The sequence below is a fragment of the Bacillus sp. EB106-08-02-XG196 genome (genome assembly GCF_013396335.1).
Classification (GTDB): Bacteria; Bacillota; Bacilli; order Bacillales; family Cytobacillaceae; genus Neobacillus.
Genome location: NZ_JABWSY010000002.1, coordinates 395,048 through 416,464, shown reverse-complemented (window position 1 = coordinate 416,464; position 21,417 = coordinate 395,048). Strand labels below are relative to the sequence as shown.

At 40.1% G+C, this 21,417-nt stretch carries 23 protein-coding genes and 1 other annotated feature; of the genes, 18 read left to right on the top strand and 5 right to left on the bottom strand.

Annotated elements, in window-relative coordinates; all coding sequences use genetic code 11:
* Positions 1-26: 26 nt before the first annotated feature.
* From mreC to minD, 4 genes are all read left to right on the top strand, one after another.
* A complete protein-coding gene (mreC, locus tag MLOOGBEN_RS05690; RefSeq protein WP_179157276.1) occupies positions 27-914 on the top strand; it encodes a rod shape-determining protein MreC in 888 nt (295 codons plus the stop codon).
* Entirely contained in the window at positions 911-1,429 is a 519-nt protein-coding gene (gene mreD, locus MLOOGBEN_RS05685; RefSeq protein WP_179157275.1) for a rod shape-determining protein MreD, read from the top strand. Before mreC ends, mreD begins: the two co-directional genes overlap by 4 nt.
* A 122-nt stretch (positions 1,430-1,551) precedes the next feature.
* Positions 1,552-2,232 carry a septum site-determining protein MinC gene (minC, locus tag MLOOGBEN_RS05680; protein WP_179157274.1) on the top strand — a complete coding sequence of 227 codons (681 nt, stop codon included), beginning with the start codon at positions 1,552-1,554 and terminating at the stop codon, positions 2,230-2,232.
* Between the two features lies 1 nt (position 2,233).
* On the top strand, positions 2,234-3,037 hold the full coding sequence (gene minD / locus MLOOGBEN_RS05675; RefSeq protein WP_179157273.1) for a septum site-determining protein MinD: 804 nt from the start codon (positions 2,234-2,236) through the stop codon (positions 3,035-3,037).
* A 334-nt stretch (positions 3,038-3,371) separates the two neighbouring features.
* Here the strand turns inward: minD and MLOOGBEN_RS05670 are convergent, their stop codons facing one another.
* The 3 genes from MLOOGBEN_RS05670 to MLOOGBEN_RS05660 are packed head-to-tail and all read right to left on the bottom strand — an operon-like array spanning position 3,372 to position 6,173.
* Positions 3,372-3,818 (bottom strand): hypothetical protein, encoded by a 447-nt coding sequence (locus tag MLOOGBEN_RS05670; protein WP_179157272.1) that lies wholly within the window; start codon positions 3,816-3,818, stop codon positions 3,372-3,374.
* 29 nt (positions 3,819-3,847) lie between these two features.
* Positions 3,848-4,366 carry an adenosylmethionine decarboxylase gene (gene speD, locus MLOOGBEN_RS05665; protein WP_256988895.1) on the bottom strand — a complete coding sequence of 173 codons (519 nt, stop codon included), beginning with the start codon at positions 4,364-4,366 and terminating at the stop codon, positions 3,848-3,850.
* A 37-nt stretch (positions 4,367-4,403) separates the two neighbouring features.
* Entirely contained in the window at positions 4,404-6,173 is a 1,770-nt protein-coding gene (locus MLOOGBEN_RS05660; protein WP_179157271.1) for a spermine/spermidine synthase domain-containing protein, read from the bottom strand.
* 230 nt (positions 6,174-6,403) lie between these two features.
* Here MLOOGBEN_RS05660 and MLOOGBEN_RS05655 point away from each other — a divergent pair, with 230 nt between their 5' ends.
* The 10 genes from MLOOGBEN_RS05655 to pheA all read left to right on the top strand — a co-directional run bounded on the left by MLOOGBEN_RS05655 (position 6,404) and on the right by pheA (position 14,177).
* The gene (locus tag MLOOGBEN_RS05655; RefSeq protein WP_179157270.1) at positions 6,404-7,192 is read left to right on the top strand and encodes a M23 family metallopeptidase; all 789 of its coding nucleotides are present in this window, start codon (positions 6,404-6,406) and stop codon (positions 7,190-7,192) included.
* A complete protein-coding gene (locus MLOOGBEN_RS05650; RefSeq protein ID WP_179157269.1) occupies positions 7,185-8,051 on the top strand; it encodes a M50 family metallopeptidase in 867 nt (288 codons plus the stop codon). Before MLOOGBEN_RS05655 ends, MLOOGBEN_RS05650 begins: the two co-directional genes overlap by 8 nt.
* Positions 8,052-8,094: 43 nt before the next feature.
* Positions 8,095-9,555, top strand: coding sequence for an Rne/Rng family ribonuclease (locus MLOOGBEN_RS05645; RefSeq protein ID WP_179157268.1), 1,461 nt, complete (start codon positions 8,095-8,097; stop codon positions 9,553-9,555).
* Positions 9,556-9,603: 48 nt separating this feature from the next.
* Positions 9,604-9,685, top strand: a sequence feature (ribosomal protein L21 leader region).
* A gap of 12 nt (positions 9,686-9,697) precedes the next feature.
* Positions 9,698-10,006: a 50S ribosomal protein L21 gene (gene rplU, locus MLOOGBEN_RS05640; RefSeq protein WP_179157267.1), complete on the top strand. Its 309-nt coding sequence runs from the start codon at positions 9,698-9,700 to the stop codon at positions 10,004-10,006.
* Between the two features lie 15 nt (positions 10,007-10,021).
* Positions 10,022-10,351: a ribosomal-processing cysteine protease Prp gene (locus MLOOGBEN_RS05635; protein WP_179157266.1), complete on the top strand. Its 330-nt coding sequence runs from the start codon at positions 10,022-10,024 to the stop codon at positions 10,349-10,351.
* Positions 10,352-10,363: 12 nt separating this feature from the next.
* Positions 10,364-10,657: a 50S ribosomal protein L27 gene (gene rpmA, locus MLOOGBEN_RS05630; protein ID WP_095248784.1), complete on the top strand. Its 294-nt coding sequence runs from the start codon at positions 10,364-10,366 to the stop codon at positions 10,655-10,657.
* A gap of 213 nt (positions 10,658-10,870) precedes the next feature.
* Positions 10,871-11,401: a sporulation initiation phosphotransferase B gene (locus MLOOGBEN_RS05625; protein WP_179157265.1), complete on the top strand. Its 531-nt coding sequence runs from the start codon at positions 10,871-10,873 to the stop codon at positions 11,399-11,401.
* A 43-nt stretch (positions 11,402-11,444) separates the two neighbouring features.
* Positions 11,445-12,734, top strand: coding sequence for a GTPase ObgE (obgE, locus tag MLOOGBEN_RS05620; RefSeq protein ID WP_179157264.1), 1,290 nt, complete (start codon positions 11,445-11,447; stop codon positions 12,732-12,734).
* A gap of 87 nt (positions 12,735-12,821) precedes the next feature.
* The gene (locus MLOOGBEN_RS05615) at positions 12,822-13,277 is read left to right on the top strand and encodes an ACT domain-containing protein (protein ID WP_179157263.1); all 456 of its coding nucleotides are present in this window, start codon (positions 12,822-12,824) and stop codon (positions 13,275-13,277) included.
* Between the two features lie 45 nt (positions 13,278-13,322).
* Positions 13,323-14,177 carry a prephenate dehydratase gene (gene pheA / locus MLOOGBEN_RS05610; RefSeq protein WP_179157262.1) on the top strand — a complete coding sequence of 285 codons (855 nt, stop codon included), beginning with the start codon at positions 13,323-13,325 and terminating at the stop codon, positions 14,175-14,177.
* Between the two features lie 33 nt (positions 14,178-14,210).
* Here the strand turns inward: pheA and MLOOGBEN_RS05605 are convergent, their stop codons facing one another.
* Complete coding sequence (locus tag MLOOGBEN_RS05605; RefSeq protein WP_179157261.1) at positions 14,211-14,750, bottom strand: transcription repressor NadR; 540 nt, start codon at positions 14,748-14,750, stop codon at positions 14,211-14,213.
* A 42-nt stretch (positions 14,751-14,792) separates the two neighbouring features.
* Positions 14,793-15,923 carry an IscS subfamily cysteine desulfurase gene (locus MLOOGBEN_RS05600; RefSeq protein ID WP_179157260.1) on the bottom strand — a complete coding sequence of 377 codons (1,131 nt, stop codon included), beginning with the start codon at positions 15,921-15,923 and terminating at the stop codon, positions 14,793-14,795.
* A gap of 241 nt (positions 15,924-16,164) precedes the next feature.
* Between MLOOGBEN_RS05600 and nadB the strand changes: the two genes are divergently transcribed.
* The 4 genes from nadB to safA form a co-directional block, all read left to right on the top strand.
* Entirely contained in the window at positions 16,165-17,739 is a 1,575-nt protein-coding gene (nadB, locus tag MLOOGBEN_RS05595) for an L-aspartate oxidase (RefSeq protein WP_179157259.1), read from the top strand.
* Positions 17,708-18,556, top strand: coding sequence for a carboxylating nicotinate-nucleotide diphosphorylase (gene nadC, locus MLOOGBEN_RS05590; protein ID WP_179157258.1), 849 nt, complete (start codon positions 17,708-17,710; stop codon positions 18,554-18,556). Before nadB ends, nadC begins: the two co-directional genes overlap by 32 nt.
* Positions 18,557-18,558: 2 nt before the next feature.
* Positions 18,559-19,656: a quinolinate synthase NadA gene (nadA, locus tag MLOOGBEN_RS05585; protein WP_179157257.1), complete on the top strand. Its 1,098-nt coding sequence runs from the start codon at positions 18,559-18,561 to the stop codon at positions 19,654-19,656.
* Between the two features lie 162 nt (positions 19,657-19,818).
* Positions 19,819-21,417, top strand: a 1,599-nt coding sequence (gene safA, locus MLOOGBEN_RS29780; protein ID WP_483296378.1) for a SafA/ExsA family spore coat assembly protein, incomplete at its 3' end; no start/stop codon positions are given.

Sequence of the window (21,417 nt, the reverse complement as noted above, 5' to 3'; positions counted from 1 at the left end):
AGACATTAAAATAGAGGTGTATAATCATGCCACAGTTCTTTTTGAATAAACGATTGATCGTTTTGCTGGTAAGCATTATTGTTCTCGTGGCATTGATTGGGTTTTCGTTAAGGGAGAGAAGTAAACTATCCTGGCCGGAACAGTTCTTAAAGGATACTGTCGGCTTGGTTCAATCCCTGGTTTCAAAGCCTGCTCATTTAGTTGCAGGTTTCTTTGAAAATCTTCAGGACTTGCAAAATACATATGAAGAGAATAAAGAATTAAAGTCACGGCTGGAGAAACTTGTTAGCCTTGAAGCACAGGTACATGAGCTTGAAAAGGACAATAATGAGCTGCGTGATATTCTCGGTGAAGAAGAGACCCTGAGTGATTTTGAACCTTTACAGGCAACAGTAATAGGTAGAAACCCTGATCGTTGGCATGAAATGATTATTATCAATAAAGGAAAAACAAATGGTATTAAGAAAAATATGGCGGTTGTCACTGCCCATGGCTTGATTGGCAAGGTAAAAACAGTCAATCAATTTAGTTCAACGGTCCAATTGTTAAGTGCAATGGATCCAAAAAATCGGATTTCTGCAATCGTCCAAGGTGAGACGGATGTTTTTGGACTGGTCGAAGGCTACGATAAAGAGAAAAAAGCGTTGTTAATAAAAGCGATCCCTTCAGGGGTGGAAATTAAAAAAGGACAAAATGTCATCACCTCCGGTTTAGGTGGAGTCTTTCCTAAGGGCCTACAAATTGGGAAAGTCATTGATGTTAAGCCGGACGAATATGGATTGAACCAAACAGCTTTAGTGGATCCGGGTGCGGATTTCTATGATTTGGAAAATATTATTGTGATCACACGATCGATGGCTCAGCCTAATGAAAGTGATATGGGCGAAACCGAAGGGAAGGAGGAGGATTTGTGAAGAAATTCCTACTTCCTCTTTTGTTTCTCTTCCTTTTCTTATTAGAGAGTATTTTCGTCCAATATATTCCGCCAGAGGTCTTTGGGCACAACTACATTTTGGCGCCGCATTTTCTATTCGCAGGAATATTGTTTTTGACCATTTATACGGGCAGAAAATATGGAATCATCTATGCAGCCATTTTTGGTCTGTTATTTGATATTGTTTGGATTGAAATTATTGGTATTTACTTATTCCTATTTCCATTCATTGCATACCTTATTTCAAAAATTATGCACGTGCTGCAGACTAATATTATTGTCGCATTTTTAGTATCTTTAGTGGGGATTGCCTTACTTGAATTAGGAGTTTATGAAATGGACTTTTTAATCCATATCACTACTCTTAAAATTATGAGTTATCTTGAGATGCGTTTTTATCCTACCCTCATTCTAAATGCAATCTTTCTCTTAATCGCGGCGTACCCGTTAAAGCGTCATTTTGAAAGTTTTGCGGAAAGCTTGCGAGATGAATGATTTTTGTATTTCTTTTTAAAAAAGGAGAATACAGAAAGCGTGTCGAATTGTATAATAGAAGTGTGTCTTTGGATAGAAAAGGTATCTAATGTGTTTCTTATTATTTGAGGTGAGTTTTCTCCATGAAAAAGCGGCAAAATGTTACGATTAAAGGTACGAAGGATGGAATTGTCCTTCATCTTGATGATAGCTGTTCCTATTATGAGCTGAAAAAAGAGCTCGATGAAAAACTATCTGAAAATCAAAGAACTCAGGCTGAGCGTCAATTAACACCTGTTAAAGTAGATGTGGGCAACAGGTATTTGACTGACGCTCAGCGTGAAGAAATAAAAGACCTTATCCGTCAAAAAAAGGATTTAGTGGTCGATAAAATTGAATCAAACGTTGTCACACGAGCCGAAGTAGACAAGCTGAAAGCGGAAAACGAAGTCGTTACCGTTGCTCGTATCATCCGCTCTGGACAAGTATTAGAAGTTCCAGGAGATTTACTGCTCATTGGCGATGTAAATCCAGGTGGAACCGTAATAGCAGGCGGCAATATTTTTATCATGGGATCGTTAAAGGGAATAGCCCATGCAGGGGTTTTTGGCAATGATCAAGCGGTTATTACTGCATCTAGCATGCAGCCGTCACAGCTTAGGATTAGTGATTGTCTAAACCGTGCGCCTGATAACGCCAAAAATAATGAAAAACGTGAAATGGAATGTGCGTACATCGACGATAACCATCAAATCATCGTAGATAGATTGCAAGTTTTAATAAATTTAAGGCCTAATTTAACGAGATTAGAAGGGGGACATTAATGTGGGAGAGGCAATAGTAATTACATCCGGTAAGGGCGGCGTCGGAAAAACCACGACTTCTGCTAATATAGGTACAGCATTGGCCCTTCAAGGAAAAAAGGTATGTTTAGTAGATACAGATATTGGCCTTCGAAATTTAGATGTCGTAATGGGGCTGGAAAATCGAATTATTTATGATCTTGTAGATGTAGTAGAAGGTAGATGTAAAATCCACCAAGCACTCGTTAAGGATAAGAGATTTGAAGATTTATTGTATTTGCTGCCAGCAGCGCAAACAGTTGATAAGTCAGCGGTTAAGCCAGAACAGATGCACAAACTAATTAATGAACTTAAGCAAGACTATGACTATATTGTTATTGATTGCCCTGCAGGAATTGAGCAAGGCTTCCAAAACGCCATTGCAGGTGCTGACCGTGCCATTGTCGTCACAACCCCTGAAGTATCAGCTGTCCGTGACGCTGATAGAATCATAGGATTACTCGAGAAATCGCAGACAATCGAGCCTCCGAAATTAGTGATTAACCGAATTCGCAATCATATGATGAAAAGCGGCGATATGCTGGATGTAGATGAAATCACTGCACATCTATCTATAGAGTTAATTGGAATCGTCGCAGATGACGAGGAAGTCATTAAGGCATCCAATCACGGCGAACCGATTGCCTTGAATCCTAATAGTAAGGCGTCCATCGCTTACCGAAATATCGCTCGACGTATTTTAGGGGAATCGATCCCGTTGCAGCCGCTAGAAGAAGCGAACAAAAGCGTTTTTGGGAAAATTAAGAAGTTTTTTGGTGTTAGATAATATATAGACCTGTTCACTAAATTGTGGACAGGCTATTTTTTATAGCTCGTTTTGGTAATATTTGGCTATAAGTCCAAAGTGGTGGCAAAAAAGTCCAAAACTATTAAAAAAAGGTCCATAACCCCAAGAAAATAGTCCAAAACCACTAAAAAGTAGTCCAAATCTATATGAAAAAAGTCCATAATCCAAAAACACCAATACCAGTTAAAAATTTGCAGTCAAGTCATACAAACAAGAGTGTCTTTGGTAAAATTAAAAAGTTCTTTGGTATTAGATTATAAATAAATATGCCTGTTCACTTCAAGTGGACAGGCCTTTTAGTGTTCCTAGCATTTTAATATTCAAGCAATTGAACAGTGAGTGCGGCTCTAATATAACGTGGCAGTTTGCCTCTATGAGCATGCATATCAGAAATATAAATACCAATTGCATCTCCAGCATACAAATAAGCTTGAACAATTATTCCCGTGCCGGTACTTATCCCGTTTGCTCCAAAGGTAGAACCTATCAGTGGGTCGGATCCGTCAGGTAGACGGTTGATGTTGAATACTGCCGACTGTTCTTCTTCCAAAATAACGGATACATCTGCTGTAATCTGATAAACACCAGATTTGTAAACAGTAATTTGATTTGCTGCAATGTCAGGTCTAGTATTTTGAAAGGGCCCGGCTATATTAAAATCTATTAGGTTTCCAGCCGCAAGAGGCATAATTTTACTGTCAGGAAGATCTTCTTTATATAGGGATCCATAAGTAAATGGCTTTACATTTTTAGTTCTCATATGTTTCCACCTTGGTTTAATATGCAATGTTAACTGCCTAATTCTTCACACTTAATCAGTTGAGGATATGAAACTCCCCGAGAAATGGAGTAGACCATTGCTTGCTTTGAAGACAATTCTTTAATAAGAAATTCTACTTGAGGTGTTAGTTCCAGCGTTCCACAAGTATAAAAATCTAATGACACGTACTTCTCTTCTGGCCATGTATGAATGGATAAATGGGATGTTGATAAAACCAGTACCCCTGTCACACCTTGTGGCTGAAATTGGTGGAAGTAAGAGTATAGAATCTCCATATTTGCATCAAGAGCCGCTTTTTTACACATTTCTTCTAAAAATTTAACGTCATTTAAATGGGAAGAATCACACTCAAATGCGTCAATGATAATATGCTTTCCTTCTTTGGTCGAAGCTTTGGTCAAAACCTCATCATTCCCCTCCGTTTTCATTTGTAAGTTATGGTATGAGATTTCTTGAAAAATAAATTGTACAGTTGTCCTAGTGTTATAGAAATAATACTTTTCTTGCACAAAAGAGGCTATACTCATTAAGCAGGATATTAAGAGTAGAGCAATTTTTTGTAAGTTACCTTCTGAGTTCTTGTTTATAAATTTCATGTAATTTTAAATTAGATAAGGTATTCATGTGTGAGTTTTCCCGAACAGATCGGTACTTAGATGGAAAGACAAATAAGCTAGATAGGTCTTCAGGCAGTGTTTGATACGGGACAAATACTTTTCTGTTCTGTAAATTCAGATGTTTCTTTGATGCCAGATGAAATCCCCAATCCCCGAACGAAGGAACTTCGGTATGGTAACTCCGGATATTCATTCCAGTCCCTTTAAGTGATAATCCGATGCTCCAGTAAACAAAGGGTGCATACTCTGGTGAATGTGATTGACAGACTAGAATGCCATCTTCCGTTAGTAGATTGGATAATTTGCTAAAGAATTCTACCGTATACAATCGGCTCAAAATCTCATCGCCAGGATCTGGTAAGTCCACAATGATGACATCATAGGGTTCCTTTTGTTCCTTTTGAAAAACCTGAATATCCTTTTGATGAACAGTTACTCGCTTATCATGGAGTGCTCTTCCATTTAAGGAAGCTACTTTAGGTATATTACGGGCTATGTGGATCATCAATGGGTCGAGGTCCACTAAGTCTATATGCTTTACGTCTGGGTATTTAAGGGCTTCACGAATGGCAAACCCATCACCGCCTCCGGCAATCAGGATACGGTCTCGTTTTTGTGCAAATGTAAGGGCTGGATGAACCAGTGCCTCATGATAGATTTGTTCATCTAGAGAACTAAACTGAAGCTGTTTGTCTAGATATAGACGTACATCTTTTGTCTCCAAAACTTTTACATGATCCCCTCTGGTTCCACCATCATAAAGTATACGATGGGAATTGGAGAGCAGATGACGAAGTTCTTTCACGTCTTCCGAACCTTGCTCTTTATTCTGAAGGAATCCACATAGGCGTAAGCACTTTAATGAGTTGACAACAGCTTGTTTTTTGAATGACAATAACCGCTGCGAAAAAGTAAACCATGTTTTTAGATTTTTTGGTAATGAACGGTTTTGGACATCTATTTTCTCTCTACACCATCTTAGAACTTTCTTCCCCGCGAGGTGAAATCCACATTCTCCAAACCATGGGACGTTGACATGATAGCTGAGGGTATAAAGGGATGCGCTTTGTATTGTTTTATCAATACTCCAGAATATCAACGGAGTGTCTTCAGGCGAAGCGGACTGCGAAATCAATATACCGTCATCGGTTAGGAGATTGGATAATTTTCGAAAGAATTCTGTTGTGTACATTTTGCTTATTTCCTTGGTTTCTGGATCAGGAAGATTAGCGATGATCACATCAAATGGCTGTTGTTCTTTCTTGAAGAAGTCATGAATGCTGCTCTTTATGATTTGAACACGTCTATTGATAAAAGAACTTTCGTTTATCTCAGAAATTTCTTGTGTTGTCTGCGCAGCTAAAAGGGTTTCAGCAGATAGGGGTAATAAACTAACGTGGGAGACATCTGAATATTTGAGAACTTCGCGCAATGCCATTCCGCATTCATCACCGATTATTAAGACACGTTCGTGCTTGTCAGATAAAACAAAAGCCGGATGAACAAGTGCTTCGTAATAAATCCGTTCATCCATGGAATTCCACACTAATTGATTGTTCCTGTATAAACGGATATTCTTCGTTTCTATCAAAAGCACGTCCTGAAATGGACTTTTCCCCTCAAAAAGAATTTGGTGAGGACCCTTTAATAATTGCTCTAACTCAATTAAATCGTAAACATCACCACGAAAGGTGTCTTGGTTGTGGCTGGTAGACAATATTCTTCACCTCTATTAATTAACTTACAGCCATTATATGGAGAAGGAAAAAAAACGTGTGGCTTATCCAATTATCCTTGTCTAATTATATGTAGGCAGGAGTATATTTTTTAAGATTTGGGTGATTAACATCCTTCCGAAAGCGGAGTCTTAATTTTATCGGATAGTCATACTCTGTGAGACAACCTCATAGACTTGTACAAAAAGCTGTCTAAAGGTTGGTGGATAAAATGCGGTCTACACCAGAGGAAATACGACGACGAATCGCAAAGCGAAAACGAGAAAATGGTGGTTCATCAGGAAAAGGCCCTGAAAGAGAAATAAGCTGGCCGGGGGACGATGAAAAATATGGTTTTAACAATTTTTCTTCCTATGACCCAGGCAAGGATGAAGTCGTTCATCCTTTATTTAAAAAGGAAGTCTTCATCTTCAAGATTTTGGCATCCGCTGTTTTATTTCTTGTAATTGCTATTATGTTCCGAGAAAACTCAGCAACATTTGCTCCAGCGAAGGATTTTGTAATGAAGACAATGGAGCAGGATTTTAAATTTGCCACAGTATCAAAATGGTACGAGGATCAATTCGGTAAACCATTAGCACTTCTGCCTTTTTCAGAGGATGGGAAAGTAGAAGATAAAAACGTTGTTGAGAAAGACCATGATATCCCTGTGTTTTCAGGGAAGGTCCTCGAGAACTTTGAAAAAAATGGGCAGGGCATCATGATTGAAACAACAAAGGGCGCTACCGTTGAAGCCATGAAAGAGGGAAATGTCATGTTTGCGGGCGTTAAGGAAGATACGGGTAAGACCGTCATTATCCAGCACGCAGATCAGACACAATCCACGTATGGTAATCTCGATGAAATTAAGGTTAGTTTATATGAATTTATCGAGACAGAAACCATCGTAGGTACAGCCTCGGAATCAGCTGGAGAAGACAAAACGAAGGGCACCTATTATTTTTCCATCAAAAAGGGCGATGATTTCATCGATCCGATACAGGTGATTCGCTTTGAGTAGAGTCATTAATTTATTACAACATGTATATATCCATCCCTTGTTATGGATTGTCATCGCGATATCAATTGCTACAGCACATTTCCTCGAGCTCTGCCTGTTAATCGCCATCATTTTTGTTCACGAAATGGGGCATGCTGCTGCGGCTTCTTTTTTTTCTTGGAGAATAAAAAAAATCACCCTCCTCCCCTTTGGAGGGGTGGCTGAAATGGAGGAGCACGGAAACCGGCCGTTGAAGGAAGAGGCTATTGTTGTTCTCGCAGGCCCTATTCAGCACATCTGGATGGTAGCAGCAGCTTACGCACTATTTTCCTTTGATTTTATTTCTGAGGATTTGTTTTTTTTATTTTTTAACTACAACATTATGATTTTTATCTTTAATATGTTTCCGGTTTGGCCGCTAGATGGCGGAAAGCTTATTTTTATGCTACTTTCGTTGAAAAAATCATTTCCCATAGCCCACCGGTTAACACTAATCATTTCTTTTTTCAGCATTGGAATCTTTTCGGTAGTAACACTGCTAGCCGCTCCGCAACAAATAAATGTCTGGATTATCGTAGGCTTCTTACTATTCTCGCTCTACCATGAATGGAAGCAGCGCCGATATATTTTTATGAGGTTTTTACTCGAACGCTACTATGGTAAGAAAAGCGACCTCCATGCACTGAAACCAATCCAGGCGAATGAGCAAGACTTGCTAATCGACGTGCTAGAAAAATTTCAAAGAGGCTGCAAGCACCCAATTATTATTGAAAGCGATGGCAAAGAAAAAGGGATGTTAGACGAAAACGAACTACTGCATGCGTATTTTTCAGAAAAACGATTAACCGATAAAATCAGCGACCTTCTTTTTTCATACTAATTAGGTATAATAGGAACAACAAGAAAAAAGTGAGGAAGTTCGATTGGAAAAGTTAATTATTAATGCACTATCAAGAGAAAAAAGATTTGCTCATATTCGGAATAATACAGTTGAAGGAATTATATTTGACCGACCAGAGCAGCGATCTCTGGTCGGTAATATTTATTATGGGACTGTAACTAAGGTGTTGCCAGGGATGAACGCAGCATTTATTGATATTGGCGAGGAGAAGAATGCTTATTTACATCGAGATGTGCTTGCATCATATGTTTTATCGCCAGAGCGGAGTATCGATAAGGAGAAGAAAAGTGTAACTACCTATGTTCACCAGGGACAAAAGCTTATAGTACAAGTTGATAAGGACGCAACTGGTCCAAAAGGGGCAAGAGTGACAGGGATTATTGAGATAACTGGAGACAACCTTATTTATATGCCGCAAGGCCGTTATGTGGCAATCTCTAAAAAGATAGTCGAGGAAAAGGAATTCCTACGCAATTTAGGGATGAAATTGAAAAGTGAAGATGAGGGACTTATTTATCGTACATCAAGCACTGCTGCCACAGAAGAGGAAATAGCAAAGGAATTAAACAGCTTACGAAGTAAATATGCTGAAATTCTCGAGAGAGCAGCAGTTATTAAAAAGTCGGGAATCTTATTTCAAAATGATACCTTCACTGAAATGGTCTTTGATTCGATAAATAAAATGACCTCAGGTGAAGTATTTGTTGATGACCTTTCCTTAAAAAAGGTAATCGAATCTAGAAACCCTATTTTAAAAGTTACCTATTATAATGGTAAAGAAAATATCTTCACAGTTCATCGAATTGAGCATGAAATTGATAAAGCACTAAAGCGAATCGTCTGGCTCGACAATGGTGCTTATTTAATCTTTGATGAAACCGAGGCCATGACGATTGTCGACGTGAATACCGGGAAGTTTTCCGGTAAAATGGATTATCAGGATACAGTGGTGAAAACAAATACACTAGCTGCTATCGAAGTTGCTCGACAACTTAGGCTCCGTGATATTGGCGGGATTATCCTTATCGACTTCATTGATATGAAAAACGAAAAGGACAAGCGTTACATACAGGAAACGATAGAAAAAGAATTTCAAAAGGATAAAACCAGGACGAAGATTATCGGATTTACTGCCCTGGGAATCCTTCAGTTAACGAGAAAGAAAACAAAGGTATCACTATCGGAAGCTCTTCAGGAAAAATGTCCGGTTTGCGAAGGGACAGGTAAAATATTAAGTGCAGAGACAATAGCATTCCGACTAGAGCGGGAATTATTAGAACACCGAAATTCAGATGCTGAAGCGGTATTAGTTGAAACAACACAAGCTGTAATAGATGAAATCGCACCACATCTTGGTATGTTAGAAGAATGGCTGAAATTCAAAGTGTATTTTTTAATCCAGTCATCTATCTCTCATTACTATGTAGTAAAACAATTTGGGAATCATACTGAGATTGCACAAAAAGCTAGCGAACCCTATTGACACTAACGCCTATATCATGATAAAATTTTCAATGTTATGTTTGTAGCACCCGTGCTACAACCGCACAGGACAGGTATTAAGCTGGATGCTTATGCATTTGCGCCTGTATATGGCGAGTCTGAGTTTATAAGGAGGTGCAGTTATGTACGCAATTATCGAAACAGGTGGTAAGCAAATCAAGGTAGAAGCTGGTCAAGCTATCTACATTGAAAAGCTTAACGCAGAAGCAGGCGAAACAGTTACATTTGATAAGGTATTATTCGTTGGCGGTGAAAATGTAAAAGTAGGAAGCCCGGTCGTTCCAGGTGCTACAGTTACAGCTAAAGTTGAAAAACAAGGTCGCGCTAAGAAAATCATCGTTTTCAAATACAAAGCGAAGAAAAACAACCGTAAAAAGCAAGGTCATCGTCAGCCATACACTAAAGTTGTGATTGAAGCAATCAACGCGTAAGGTGTTGGTTAATAGATGATTAATATTACGATTAATCGTACTGAATCCGAATTCATTCATTCATTTATAATAAGTGGTCATGCATTTTTCGCTGATCGGGGAAAGGATATCGTCTGTGCAGGCGCATCCGCAGTATCCATCGGTGCAATCAATGCTGTGCACGCCTTAACTGGTGTCACGCCTGAGATTGAACAGGGAGACGGCTTTCTCCGCTGTGTTGTTCCAGAGAAACTTTCGGAAGACATAAATGAGAAGGTTCAGCTTCTTCTTGAAGGTATGATTATATCATTACAAACGATTGAAGAAGAGTACGGAAAGCACATAAAAATTACCTTCAAAAAGTAGGAGGTGGAATAAATGTTATTAAAATTAGATCTTCAGTTGTTTGCATCTAAAAAGGGAGTAGGTTCGACTAGAAACGGACGTGACTCTCAAGCAAAACGCCTTGGCGCTAAGCGTGCAGATGGTCAGTTCGTATCTGGTGGTTCAATCCTTTACCGTCAACGCGGTACAAAGATTTACCCAGGTGAAAACGTAGGCCGTGGAGGAGACGACACTCTTTTTGCAAAAATCGACGGCGTTGTGAAATTCGAACGTTTTGGTCGTGACCGTAAAAAAGTGAGCGTTTATCCAGTAGCTCAAGAAGCGTAAGCATTCAGAGAAAACTCTAACCTGATTGGTTAGGGTTTTCTTTTTTAACTAAAGAGGAAAAAATACCCAATTATAAGCTCCAATTTGACCTCCTATGAAAAGCCTCATAATACCTCAAATGGAAAACATTCACGCAAAATTGCTTACTCATGTGAACTTTTTTGATATACTAACATCAAATAGTTTTACGAGACCCTAGCTAGGAGTGCGATTATGGACAAAGAATGGGATATCGTTGAAGTGCTGCGGCACTCACGGCATGATTGGCTGAATAGGCTGCAGTTAATCAAAGGCAACTTGGATTTAAATAGAATTGACCGGGCAAAAGAATATATAAATGAAATTGTAATCGAGGCACAGCATGAATCGAGGTTGTCGAATCTTCGTCTGCCAAAATTTGCCTCTTTGCTCTTGAAATTAAATTGGGAGAGGCATTTATTTCTGCTTGAATATGAGGTTATTAACGATTTAGAGGCAGTGGAAATAAATGATAACATTCTCTCGAATTGGACAAAATCCTTCTTTATTTGCTTAGATCAAGCGATTGAGGCGTTTCAAGAAAATCATTTATCAATAACAATTCAACCGCAATCAGATGGAGTTCGTTTCTTTTTTGATTTTAGCGGAATAATAATAAAAAAAGAACTGATTGAACAATTCCTGAACTCCTCTGAAATACAGTGTGTAGTTAAGGAATTCTCAGAAAACGAATTGAGTTTAGAAGTCTTTATGCCGATAGTATAAGCTTGTATTCCATTCGTTTGTCAGTCAAATCAGGAGGATTCACATGTTTGTCGATCAAACGAAGATTTACGTAAAAGGCGGAGACGGCGGTAATGGAATGGTCGCGTTTCGCCGTGAAAAATATGTACCAATGGGTGGACCTGCTGGCGGAGACGGCGGTAAAGGTGCCAATGTTGTTTTTGAAGTAAATGAGGGTTTGCGTACATTAATGGATTTCCGTTATCAGCGCCATTGGAAAGCCCCGCGTGGTGAGCATGGCATGTCCAAAAATCAGCACGGTAAAAATGCCAAAGATATGATTGTTAAGGTACCACCAGGCACAGTCGTTATGGATGCAGAAACAAAAGAAGTTATTGCTGATCTAGTTGAGAATGGTCAACGTGCCATTATTGCTAAAGGCGGGCGAGGTGGAAGAGGGAATTCCCGTTTCGCGACCCCTTCAAATCCGGCGCCAGAGTTGGCTGAAAATGGCGAACCAGGTCAAGAGCGTGATGTTATCCTTGAATTAAAGCTGCTTGCTGACGTTGGACTTGTAGGCTTCCCAAGTGTTGGGAAATCCACTTTGTTATCAGTCGTTTCTTCTGCAAAACCTAAAATCGCTGAATATCATTTTACAACGATTGTTCCAAACCTTGGAATGGTTGAAACCGAAGATAACAGAAGTTTTGTAATGGCAGACTTGCCTGGATTAATTGAAGGTGCAAGTGAAGGTGTAGGACTTGGCCATCAATTTTTACGTCATATTGAAAGGACACGTGTAATCGTTCATGTCATTGATATGGCTGCGATAGAAGGCCGCGATCCATATGAGGATTACCTGACAATTAATAAGGAGTTAGAAGAGTATAATCTCCGCTTAACCGAGCGTCCGCAAATTATTGTTGCCAATAAAATGGACATGCCGGAAGCGGAAGAGAATCTGCAAAAGTTTAAAGAGCGATTAGAAGAAGATTTTCCGATTTTCCCGATTTCTGCATTATCAAGAAAAGGCTTGAGAGAGCTATTATTTGCGATTGCAGACAAAATCGAGCAAACTCCTGAATTTCCTCTTGATCATGAAGAAGAAGATACAGGTGTTAATCGAGTTCTTTACAAGCATGAGGCAGATCCTGAGGCCTTCTATATTACAAGAGAACCAGATGGATCATTTGTAATTTCAGGAGAAAAGGTTGAAAAACTGTTTAAGATGACTAATTTCCAAACAGAAGAATCTGTTCGCCGCTTTTCAAGACAGCTTCGTGGTCTAGGAGTAGATGAGGCCTTAAGGAAAAAAGGTGCAAAAGATGGAGATACCGTTAAATTATTAGAATTCGAATTTGAATTTGTTGAATAGGAAATAAGAGGAATTTGGGGATTCTAGCTGAAGCGCCCAGATACGTTCAAATGGGCGCTTACGCTTTTCGATCAGGTGGGGATAGAGATGAAAAATGAAAAATTCGATAAGAAATTTTATTTAATAAGAGAAGATGTCTTGCCTGAAGCCATGAAGAAAACACTTGATGTAAAAGAAATGCTAGAAAGAGGTAAGGCTGAATCTATTTGGGATGCTGTACAACAAGTAGACTTAAGCAGAAGTGCCTATTATAAATACAGGGATACTGTATTTCCTTTTTCAACAGTGGTAAAGGAACGCTTAGTTACACTCTTTTTCCATCTCGAAGATCGTTCAGGAACATTGTCTAAGCTGCTAGGTGTAGTTGCTTCCTCTGGCTGCAATGTATTGACGATACATCAAACTATACCGCTGCAGGGAAGAGCAAATGTTACACTTTCGCTAAATACCACCGAGATTTCAACAGATATAGATGATCTGCTTTCGGAATTACGCAAGCTGGAATTTGTAGAAAAAGTAGAAGTGCTTGGAACAGGCGCATAAAGAATAGCAGCAGAGAGATTTTTTTGTTAGGGAGTGAGAGAAATCATGAAAGTTGGTTTTTTAGGACCAAAGGCAACCTTCACTGAATTAGCGGTGAAAAAGGTTTTTCGTGGAGTTGAACTTGAACCGTACCGAACGATTCCAGAATCCATGGATGCCGTTGTCAGTGAAAAAGTAGACCTAGCGGTTGTTCCCATTGAGAATACCCTTGAAGGAACAGTAAATATAACAATAGATTACTTAACCCATGTGGTTCAATTGCCGATTGTCGGAGAAATTACCATTCCGATTAAGCAGCATTTAATGGTTCACCCTGATAATCGGGAAAATTGGCAGAATGTTCAGAAGGTGTATAGTCACTCTCATGCGATTGCCCAATGTCATAAATTCTTACATACTCAGTTTCACGGGATTCCTTATGAGAATATCAGTTCCACGGCTGCTGCAGCGAAAATGGTGATGGACCACCCTGAATTGCGAATTGCAGCCATTGCCAATGAATTGGCAGCAGAAGAATATGGATTGTCGATTGTTCAACGTAATATTCATGACTTTGATCATAACCATACTCGCTTTTTCGTTTTATCAGAAAAAGGGCTGGATTTTGAGGAACTTAGCGGCTCCTCCCATTATAAAACAACCCTGATGGTCACACTTCCAACCGATAAAGCTGGAACACTGCATATGGTCCTTTCAGCCTTTGCTTGGCGAAAAATAAACCTGTCTAAGATTGAATCAAGACCGATGAAAACTGGAATAGGTAATTATTTTTTCATTATTGATTTGGAAATGAAGCTGGACGAGGTATTGATACCAGGCGCAATGGCCGAGCTCGAAGCACTAGGCTGTGGAGTTACATTATTGGGAAGTTACCCATCAAAAGTGGTGGAATTAAACTAAAGTACCGGGCATATGCTCGGTACTTTTTCGTATTTAGTATTCAATTAAAAAGCCAGCTTCCTTCAAAGCGGTTTCGGCTTTGTCTAAGGTTTGGACATTGGATGCTGCGATTGTATGGAGATGAATGCCCCCTGTTAGCTCCGATAATAACGATGCCCTCGTCGTTTGGATATTTTCCAAAAATTGTTTGACCTCTTGGCGATTAGATACCATAATAGACGCCGTTAAATCCCCGTATACCGCATGTTCAACTTTTACATCCTTTACCAATACACCATGATCGACGAGTAAATTTAACTCTTTTTCCGTGTCATCTGGTATGTGCCTGCAGGCGATGGTCCGTTCAAATAATGGGTCGCCTGTGTTTTGTTTAAAATACAAATAGCCTTGGCTTGTTGCGATGATCGGCTCATCTTTTGCTTTCAGGAGCGTTATATCCCCGACAATTACCTGTCTGCTCACATTTGTCCGTGTTGCTAACTCACTTCCAGTAAGCGGCACTGGACTATCTTTAAGCGACTCTAAAATGAAAGCTCTCCTTTCATCGCCTAATATCTTCTTTTGCTCAGCCATAAAAACCTCCTCGTAATCCTACTCCATATTCTAGCATAAATTCTATAGTTTAAAATTTTTTATGATATCTACAATAGTTTCCCCAAGCTTTACGACATCTTCCCTCTTGGTTGAATTTCCAAACGATATTCGAATAAATTCCTTGGCCTCTTTTGGGGTTAATCCTAAGGCTTGTGTCACCTTTGCTGGGGATTGCATGCCAATTTGACAAGCACTTCCTGTTGAAATTGCGAACCCATTCCGATTACATTCTAACATCATCCATTGTCCTTCAATCCTAGAAATCCTTAAACCAATTATTGAAGGTAATTGTGACACAGACTCCGCCTGATGAATATGGACAAATTCCTTAATAGGATTAAGCGACTCCATAAAAGCTGCACGAAACTCTAAAAATTTATCGTAATTTTGCTCCATATTCCCATGTATCTTTTGAGCAGCAGCTGTCATTGCTGCAATCGCAGGGACATTAACAGTTCCTGGTCTAAATCCTTTTTCATGTGAACCGCCCGGAAAAAATGGTCTCCAGGAAATAGCTGGGTCTATATAAACACCGCCAACCCCTTTTGGACCATAAATTTTATGACCAGAGAATGAAAAACTGCTAACAAGCTGGATAAGACTTCGCACATCAATTTTTCCAAAAGATTGAACAAAATCGCTGTGAAAATAGATGTCATGCTCCCGGCAAATTCGCGCTATTTCTTCAATTGGCTGAATGGTCCCAATCTCCGAATTAACATGCTGGAGGGCCACCAATACGGTTTCCGGAGTAATGTTACGCTCCAATTCTGCTACATCAATGAGACCTGAAGAATTTAGGGGTAAGTAGGTAATACTGTAGCCATCTAACCTGTTGAGAACTCCATGGATAGAAGAGTGCTCAGCCAACCCAGCAATAATGTGCTTTCCAGGTTTTTTAGGCGCAGATAATAAGGCCTCAATGGCTAGAAAATTCCCCTCAGATCCACCACTTGTAAAGTACAGCCCCTTTTTATTAATTCCTAAAAGATTTGCCAGCTCTTCACGGCAATTCTCTAGTAAGTCCTGTGACTGTCCTCCGATATCATGGAGGGAGCTGGAATTCCCAAAATACTCAGTTGAAGCCTGTACAAACACCTCTGCAGCTTCAGGATCTAACGGAGTGGTAGCAGCAAAATCAAAATATATCATAGTAATCTCCAATATTAGTATTTTTGAACATTAGATAGCTGTCTAGCTCCAGCGCCTAGGGGCTCGGGGTCATAAGCCAATCCGTCAAGAAGGTTAAAGAACAACCTTCTCGCCGGCTCGTCTTATGCCTGTCGCCCCTGAGCAAGGCGCTTCCGCTTTTCAAATAAAAAATTTCTTGTATTTAGTTTAAATCTATGTAAATATAGATGTCAAGACACCTGTTAATCCAGGAGGCAATATGATGACAAATAATGATGTGTTAATTTTAGGAAGTGGGATAGCTGCACTGCAGTTAGCCTCGCTTTTAAATAAGGATTTAAATGTGAGGATACTCACAAAGGGAAAAGTAAGAACAGCCAATTCTTATCTGGCCCAAGGCGGTATTGCAGCTGCAATTGGCGAGCATGATCACCCTGCTAAACATATTGCAGATACGCTTGAAGCAGGAAGCTATCATAATAATCAAGAAGCAGTCGAGCAAATCATTCATGCTGCACCTGAGCTAATTAAGTTCATTTCTGAACAAGGATCTGTTTTTGATAAAAATCAAAACGGTGAATTGCTTTTAGGAATGGAAGGGGCACATAGCGAAAAGCGAATTGTTCATGGCGGCGGTGACGCGACAGGTAAAAACGTGGTTGAGTTTCTTATCAGCACGCTGAAAGAAAATGTCACCATTGATGAAAACGTATTTGTTTATGAATTATTGCTGGATTCCAAGAAACGCTGTATTGGTGTCAAAGCGAAGGAACAGGATGGAACAATTAAGCACTACTACAGTACTAATACTATTCTAGCAACTGGCGGTTGTGGACAATTGTTTACCTATACTTCAAATGCCGCAACAGTCAACGGCGATGGAATCGCAATGGCTTATCGAGCAGGAGCTGAGATTGTTGATATGGAGTTTATTCAATTCCATCCAACACTTCTATACCTAAATGGTGAAACAAAAGGGTTGATTTCGGAAGCGGTTCGCGGAGAGGGTGCCATCCTTGTTACCGATGACGGCACGCCAATCATGGAAGGGGTACATCCTCTCAAGGATCTTGCGCCAAGGCATATTGTTTCACAGAAAATATATGAATATCTTAAAAATGGCAACAATGTATATTTAGATATTAGTAATATAGAAAACTTTAAGGATCGTTTTCCTTCGATTACCTCCATTTGCGAGGAAAATGGACTTCAGTTATCAGAGGGAAGAATTCCAGTAGCTCCCGGAAGTCATTTTTTAATGGGTGGAGTTAAAACAGATTTAGTCGGACGAACTTCAATTAATGGACTATATGCGATTGGCGAGGCTGCCTGCACAGGTTTGCACGGTGCTAACCGACTGGCAAGTAATTCTTTATTAGAAGGTTTATATATGGGAGAAGAGCTTTCCAAATGGTTAAATGAGTCAGCATTAAAAAAAATCCAGGGGAAAGTGCTAAATGCTCCTTATATTTCACAAGAAAAAGTAATCTTACCAGACATACAACAAATAAGGGATTGTATGATGGAGCGGGTTGGAATTGTCCGGGATGCTGTTAATCTTCAAAAACAAAAAGCTTGGATAAATCGTATTAATATCCACCAAATCGATAATCTTGACGCCTATTCTTTTGAAGAGATGACGAAGATTTTCATGCTGATTACCGCGACTTTAATTACTGAATCTGCTTTGAAGCGAACAGAAAGCCGCGGCGGTCATTATCGAAGTGATTACCCAGCGGAAGATAATCTACATTGGTTAAATAAAACCATTATTCATAAAAATAGCCAGGAAATGGAGAGAAACCATGAACACATTGAAACTGCGCTCGCAACTTGAGCAATTTTTTATAGAAGATATTGGGGAACAGGATATTACATCTGATTTAATTTTTCCACATGATACAAAAGGGGAAATCGTTTTTCTCTCAAAGGATAATGGAATTTTCTGCGGAGAAGAGATTATAAAAACGGGTTTTAAGCTTTTAAATCAGGATATTGAAACGCAGGTTTTGGTGAAGGATGGTCAAGCCATTGAATATGGGCAGAAGCTGGCAACAGCCTCTGGGAAAATATCTGATCTGCTAAAAGGGGAAAGAGTGGTTCTTAACTTAATCCAAAGAATGAGTGGGATTGCGACCCTTACTAGAAAAGCGGTTGATACTCTAGATAGCGGTCATACAAAAATTTGCGATACCCGTAAAACGACACCCGGCTTAAGAATGCTTGAAAAGTTTGCTGTTACCACCGGAGGAGGCTTTAACCATCGTTTCGGCTTATACGATGGAATTATGATTAAAGATAATCATATTTCTTTTGCTGGATCCATTTCACATGCAGTAGAAAGTGTTCGAGCAAAGGCCGGTCATATGGTGAAGGTGGAGGTCGAAGTTGAAACAGAAGCACAGGTTAAGGAAGCTGTAAGCGCTGGTGCTGATGTCATTATGTTTGATAACCGGACACCGGAAGAAATTAAAGAACTAATTAAATTAGTACCAGCAGGATTCATTACCGAAGCTTCAGGCGGTATTCAATTGTCCAATTTAGCTGGTTATCGAGATACAGGTGTTGACTATATTTCACTCGGTTTCTTAACACATTCTTATAAAGCGCTTGATATTAGCGTCAAAGTCCTATGGAGCAAAGGGGAGGAATAAAGATGAGTTTTTTAGCGACGATGCAAAAAAATAAGATGATTCCTGAAAAATACAAACAAATGTCGAGGGAAGAGTTAGAAGCTAGAGTAATTGAAGTGAAAAATAAATTAGGTTCAAAACTTTTTATTCCAGGGCATCATTATCAAAAAGATGAAGTAGTCCAGTTTGCTGATGCAACAGGTGATTCTTTAAAGCTTGCTCAATTATCTGCTGAAAATAAAGACGCTGAATTTATTGTTTTCTGCGGTGTCCATTTTATGGCGGAAACGGCAGATATTCTAACCGATGAGAACCAAAAGGTTATTCTCCCAGATATGCGGGCAGGCTGCTCCATGGCAGACATGGCAGACCTAGATCAGACTGAAAAAGCATGGGAAATCCTGCAGGGAATCTTTGGTGACACAATTCTTCCATTAACTTATGTTAATTCTACAGCAGCGATTAAATCATTTGTTGGTGCTCATGGCGGTGCCAGCGTAACCTCTTCTAATGCAGAGACAATGGTAAAGTGGGCGTTCACCCAAAAAGAACGGATTTTATTTTTACCTGATCAGCACTTAGGTCGTAATACGGCTGCTGATTTAGGTATTGGTTTAGATGAAATGGCCGTATGGAATCCAATCACTCATGCACTTGAATACGAAGGCGATCCTTTAAAAATAAAAGTCATCCTTTGGAAAGGCCACTGTTCTGTTCATGAGAATTTTACGGTTCAGAATGTACATGATACACGCAGTCAATATCCTAATATGAAAATCATTGTGCATCCAGAGTGCCGCCGCGAAGTTGTGGAACTATCGGACATGGCTGGTTCAACGAGTTATATTATTAATGCGATTGAAAAGGCTGAGCCAGGTTCTGAGTGGGCAATTGGGACCGAGATGAATCTCGTCAATCGACTAATAAAAAATCACCCTGATAAAAAAATCATGTCCCTAAATCCGGCAATGTGTCCTTGTTTGACAATGAATCGAATTGATCTTCCGCATTTAGTGTGGAGCTTAGATACACTGGAAGATACAAATAATATTATTAAGGTTAGTCCTGAAATAGCGGAAAATGCGAAATTAGCGCTTGAACGTATGTTACAAAACGCATAATGATAAGATAGATGCAATTTTCACAAATTGCATCTATTTTTTTATTTTCGAGGGGTTGATTCATATTTTACCGAAAAAAAGCATAAGTTTTTCTGAAGAATGTTAGCACTTTGCCTATCATCACATAGAATATATGGACTTATGCATAGGAGGGAAATCAGAGTGAAGATCCATATCGTACAGAAAGGGGATACTCTTTGGAAAATCGCCAAGAAGTACGGCGTGAATTTTGAAGAGCTGAAAAAGATGAATTCACAGCTCAGCAACCCTGATATGATTATGCCCGGTATGAAAATAAAAGTCCCAACTTCAGGTGGAAATATAAAAAAAGAAGCGCCTATGGGAACACAGCCGGGGGCCACAATCAACTTAGGCGCCAAGAAAGAAATGCCGATTGCTGGGCAACCGTTTACCAAAGAGAAACCAAAAGAAATGCCGATTAAAACAGCTCCAAAGAAGGAGTTTCCAATAAAGGAAGCACCTATTAAAGCAGCGCCAATCAAAGAGGCTCCAAAAAAAGAAATGCCGATTAAAGCTGCGCCAATCAAAGAGGCTCCAAAAAAGGAAATGCCAATTAAAGCAGTACCAACTAAAGAAAAACCTGTAAAAGAAATTCCAATTAAAGAAGTACCTATTAAGGAAGCGCCAGTTAAAACACCAATTATGGAAGCACCAAAAACACCCTATACTCCAAAAATGCCCCTGCAAATCATCCCAGAAATCGATATTAACAACTACTATTTGAACAATATGACCAATATGGAGGTTAAACAGCCTGTTCTACCTCCAAAACCAGCAAACATACTTCCTGAAATAAAAGAGCCGGCAAAAGAAATGCCAGTTATGCCTGTACAAGAAGCACCAATGTCAAACCAGCTCCCTGTACAGCAGCAAATGCCACAAGATTTTTGTACACCAATGTCACCGATAATGCCAGGATCTGGATATTGTCCGCCGCCACCGAAATGGTGCCCGCCGCCACCTTGTCCGCCTGTAGGATTTATGCCATATCCTCAGGTTCAAGGAATGGCAATGCACCATATGCCTAATATGCTGCCTAATCAACCTGGACCAATGCCAGGTGTTGCCGGTGCAGAATATATGCCACATGGGTATGAGGATGAGTCTTCATCCTTTATGCCGCAATTACCGATGACAAACCCAATGGGCAGTCAAATGCCAATTGGCGGTCAAATGCCAGGAATGATGGGCCAAATGCCGATGGGCGGTCAAATGCCAGGAATGATGGGTCAAATGCCGATGGGTGGTCAAATGCCAGGAATGATGGATCAAATGCCGATGGGTGGTCAAATGCCAGGAATGATGGGCCAAATGCCGATGGGCGGTCAAATGCCAGGAATGATGGGCCAAATGCCGATGGGTGGTCAAATGCCAGGAATGGACCAAATGCCGATGGGAGGGTTCGATCAATTCCCAGCAGATGATCAAATGACTTCATTTGATGAAAGTTCTGACGTTCCAACAGGTTCACCAGCTGCAGCAAGCCAAGGATGGTTTGATCCTCAAACACAGGGTATGCAAGGTATGGGGGCGCCAATGGGTCAAGACTTTGGCCAACCAGGAATGGGAGGACCAATGGATCAGGGCTTCGGCCAGCCAGGAATGGGAGGACCAATGGGACCAGGCTTCGGCCAGCCAGGAATGGGAGGACCAATGGGACCAGGCTTCGGCCAGCCAGGAATGGGAGGACCAATGGGACCAGGCTTCGGCCAGCCAGGAATGGGAGGACCAATGGGACCA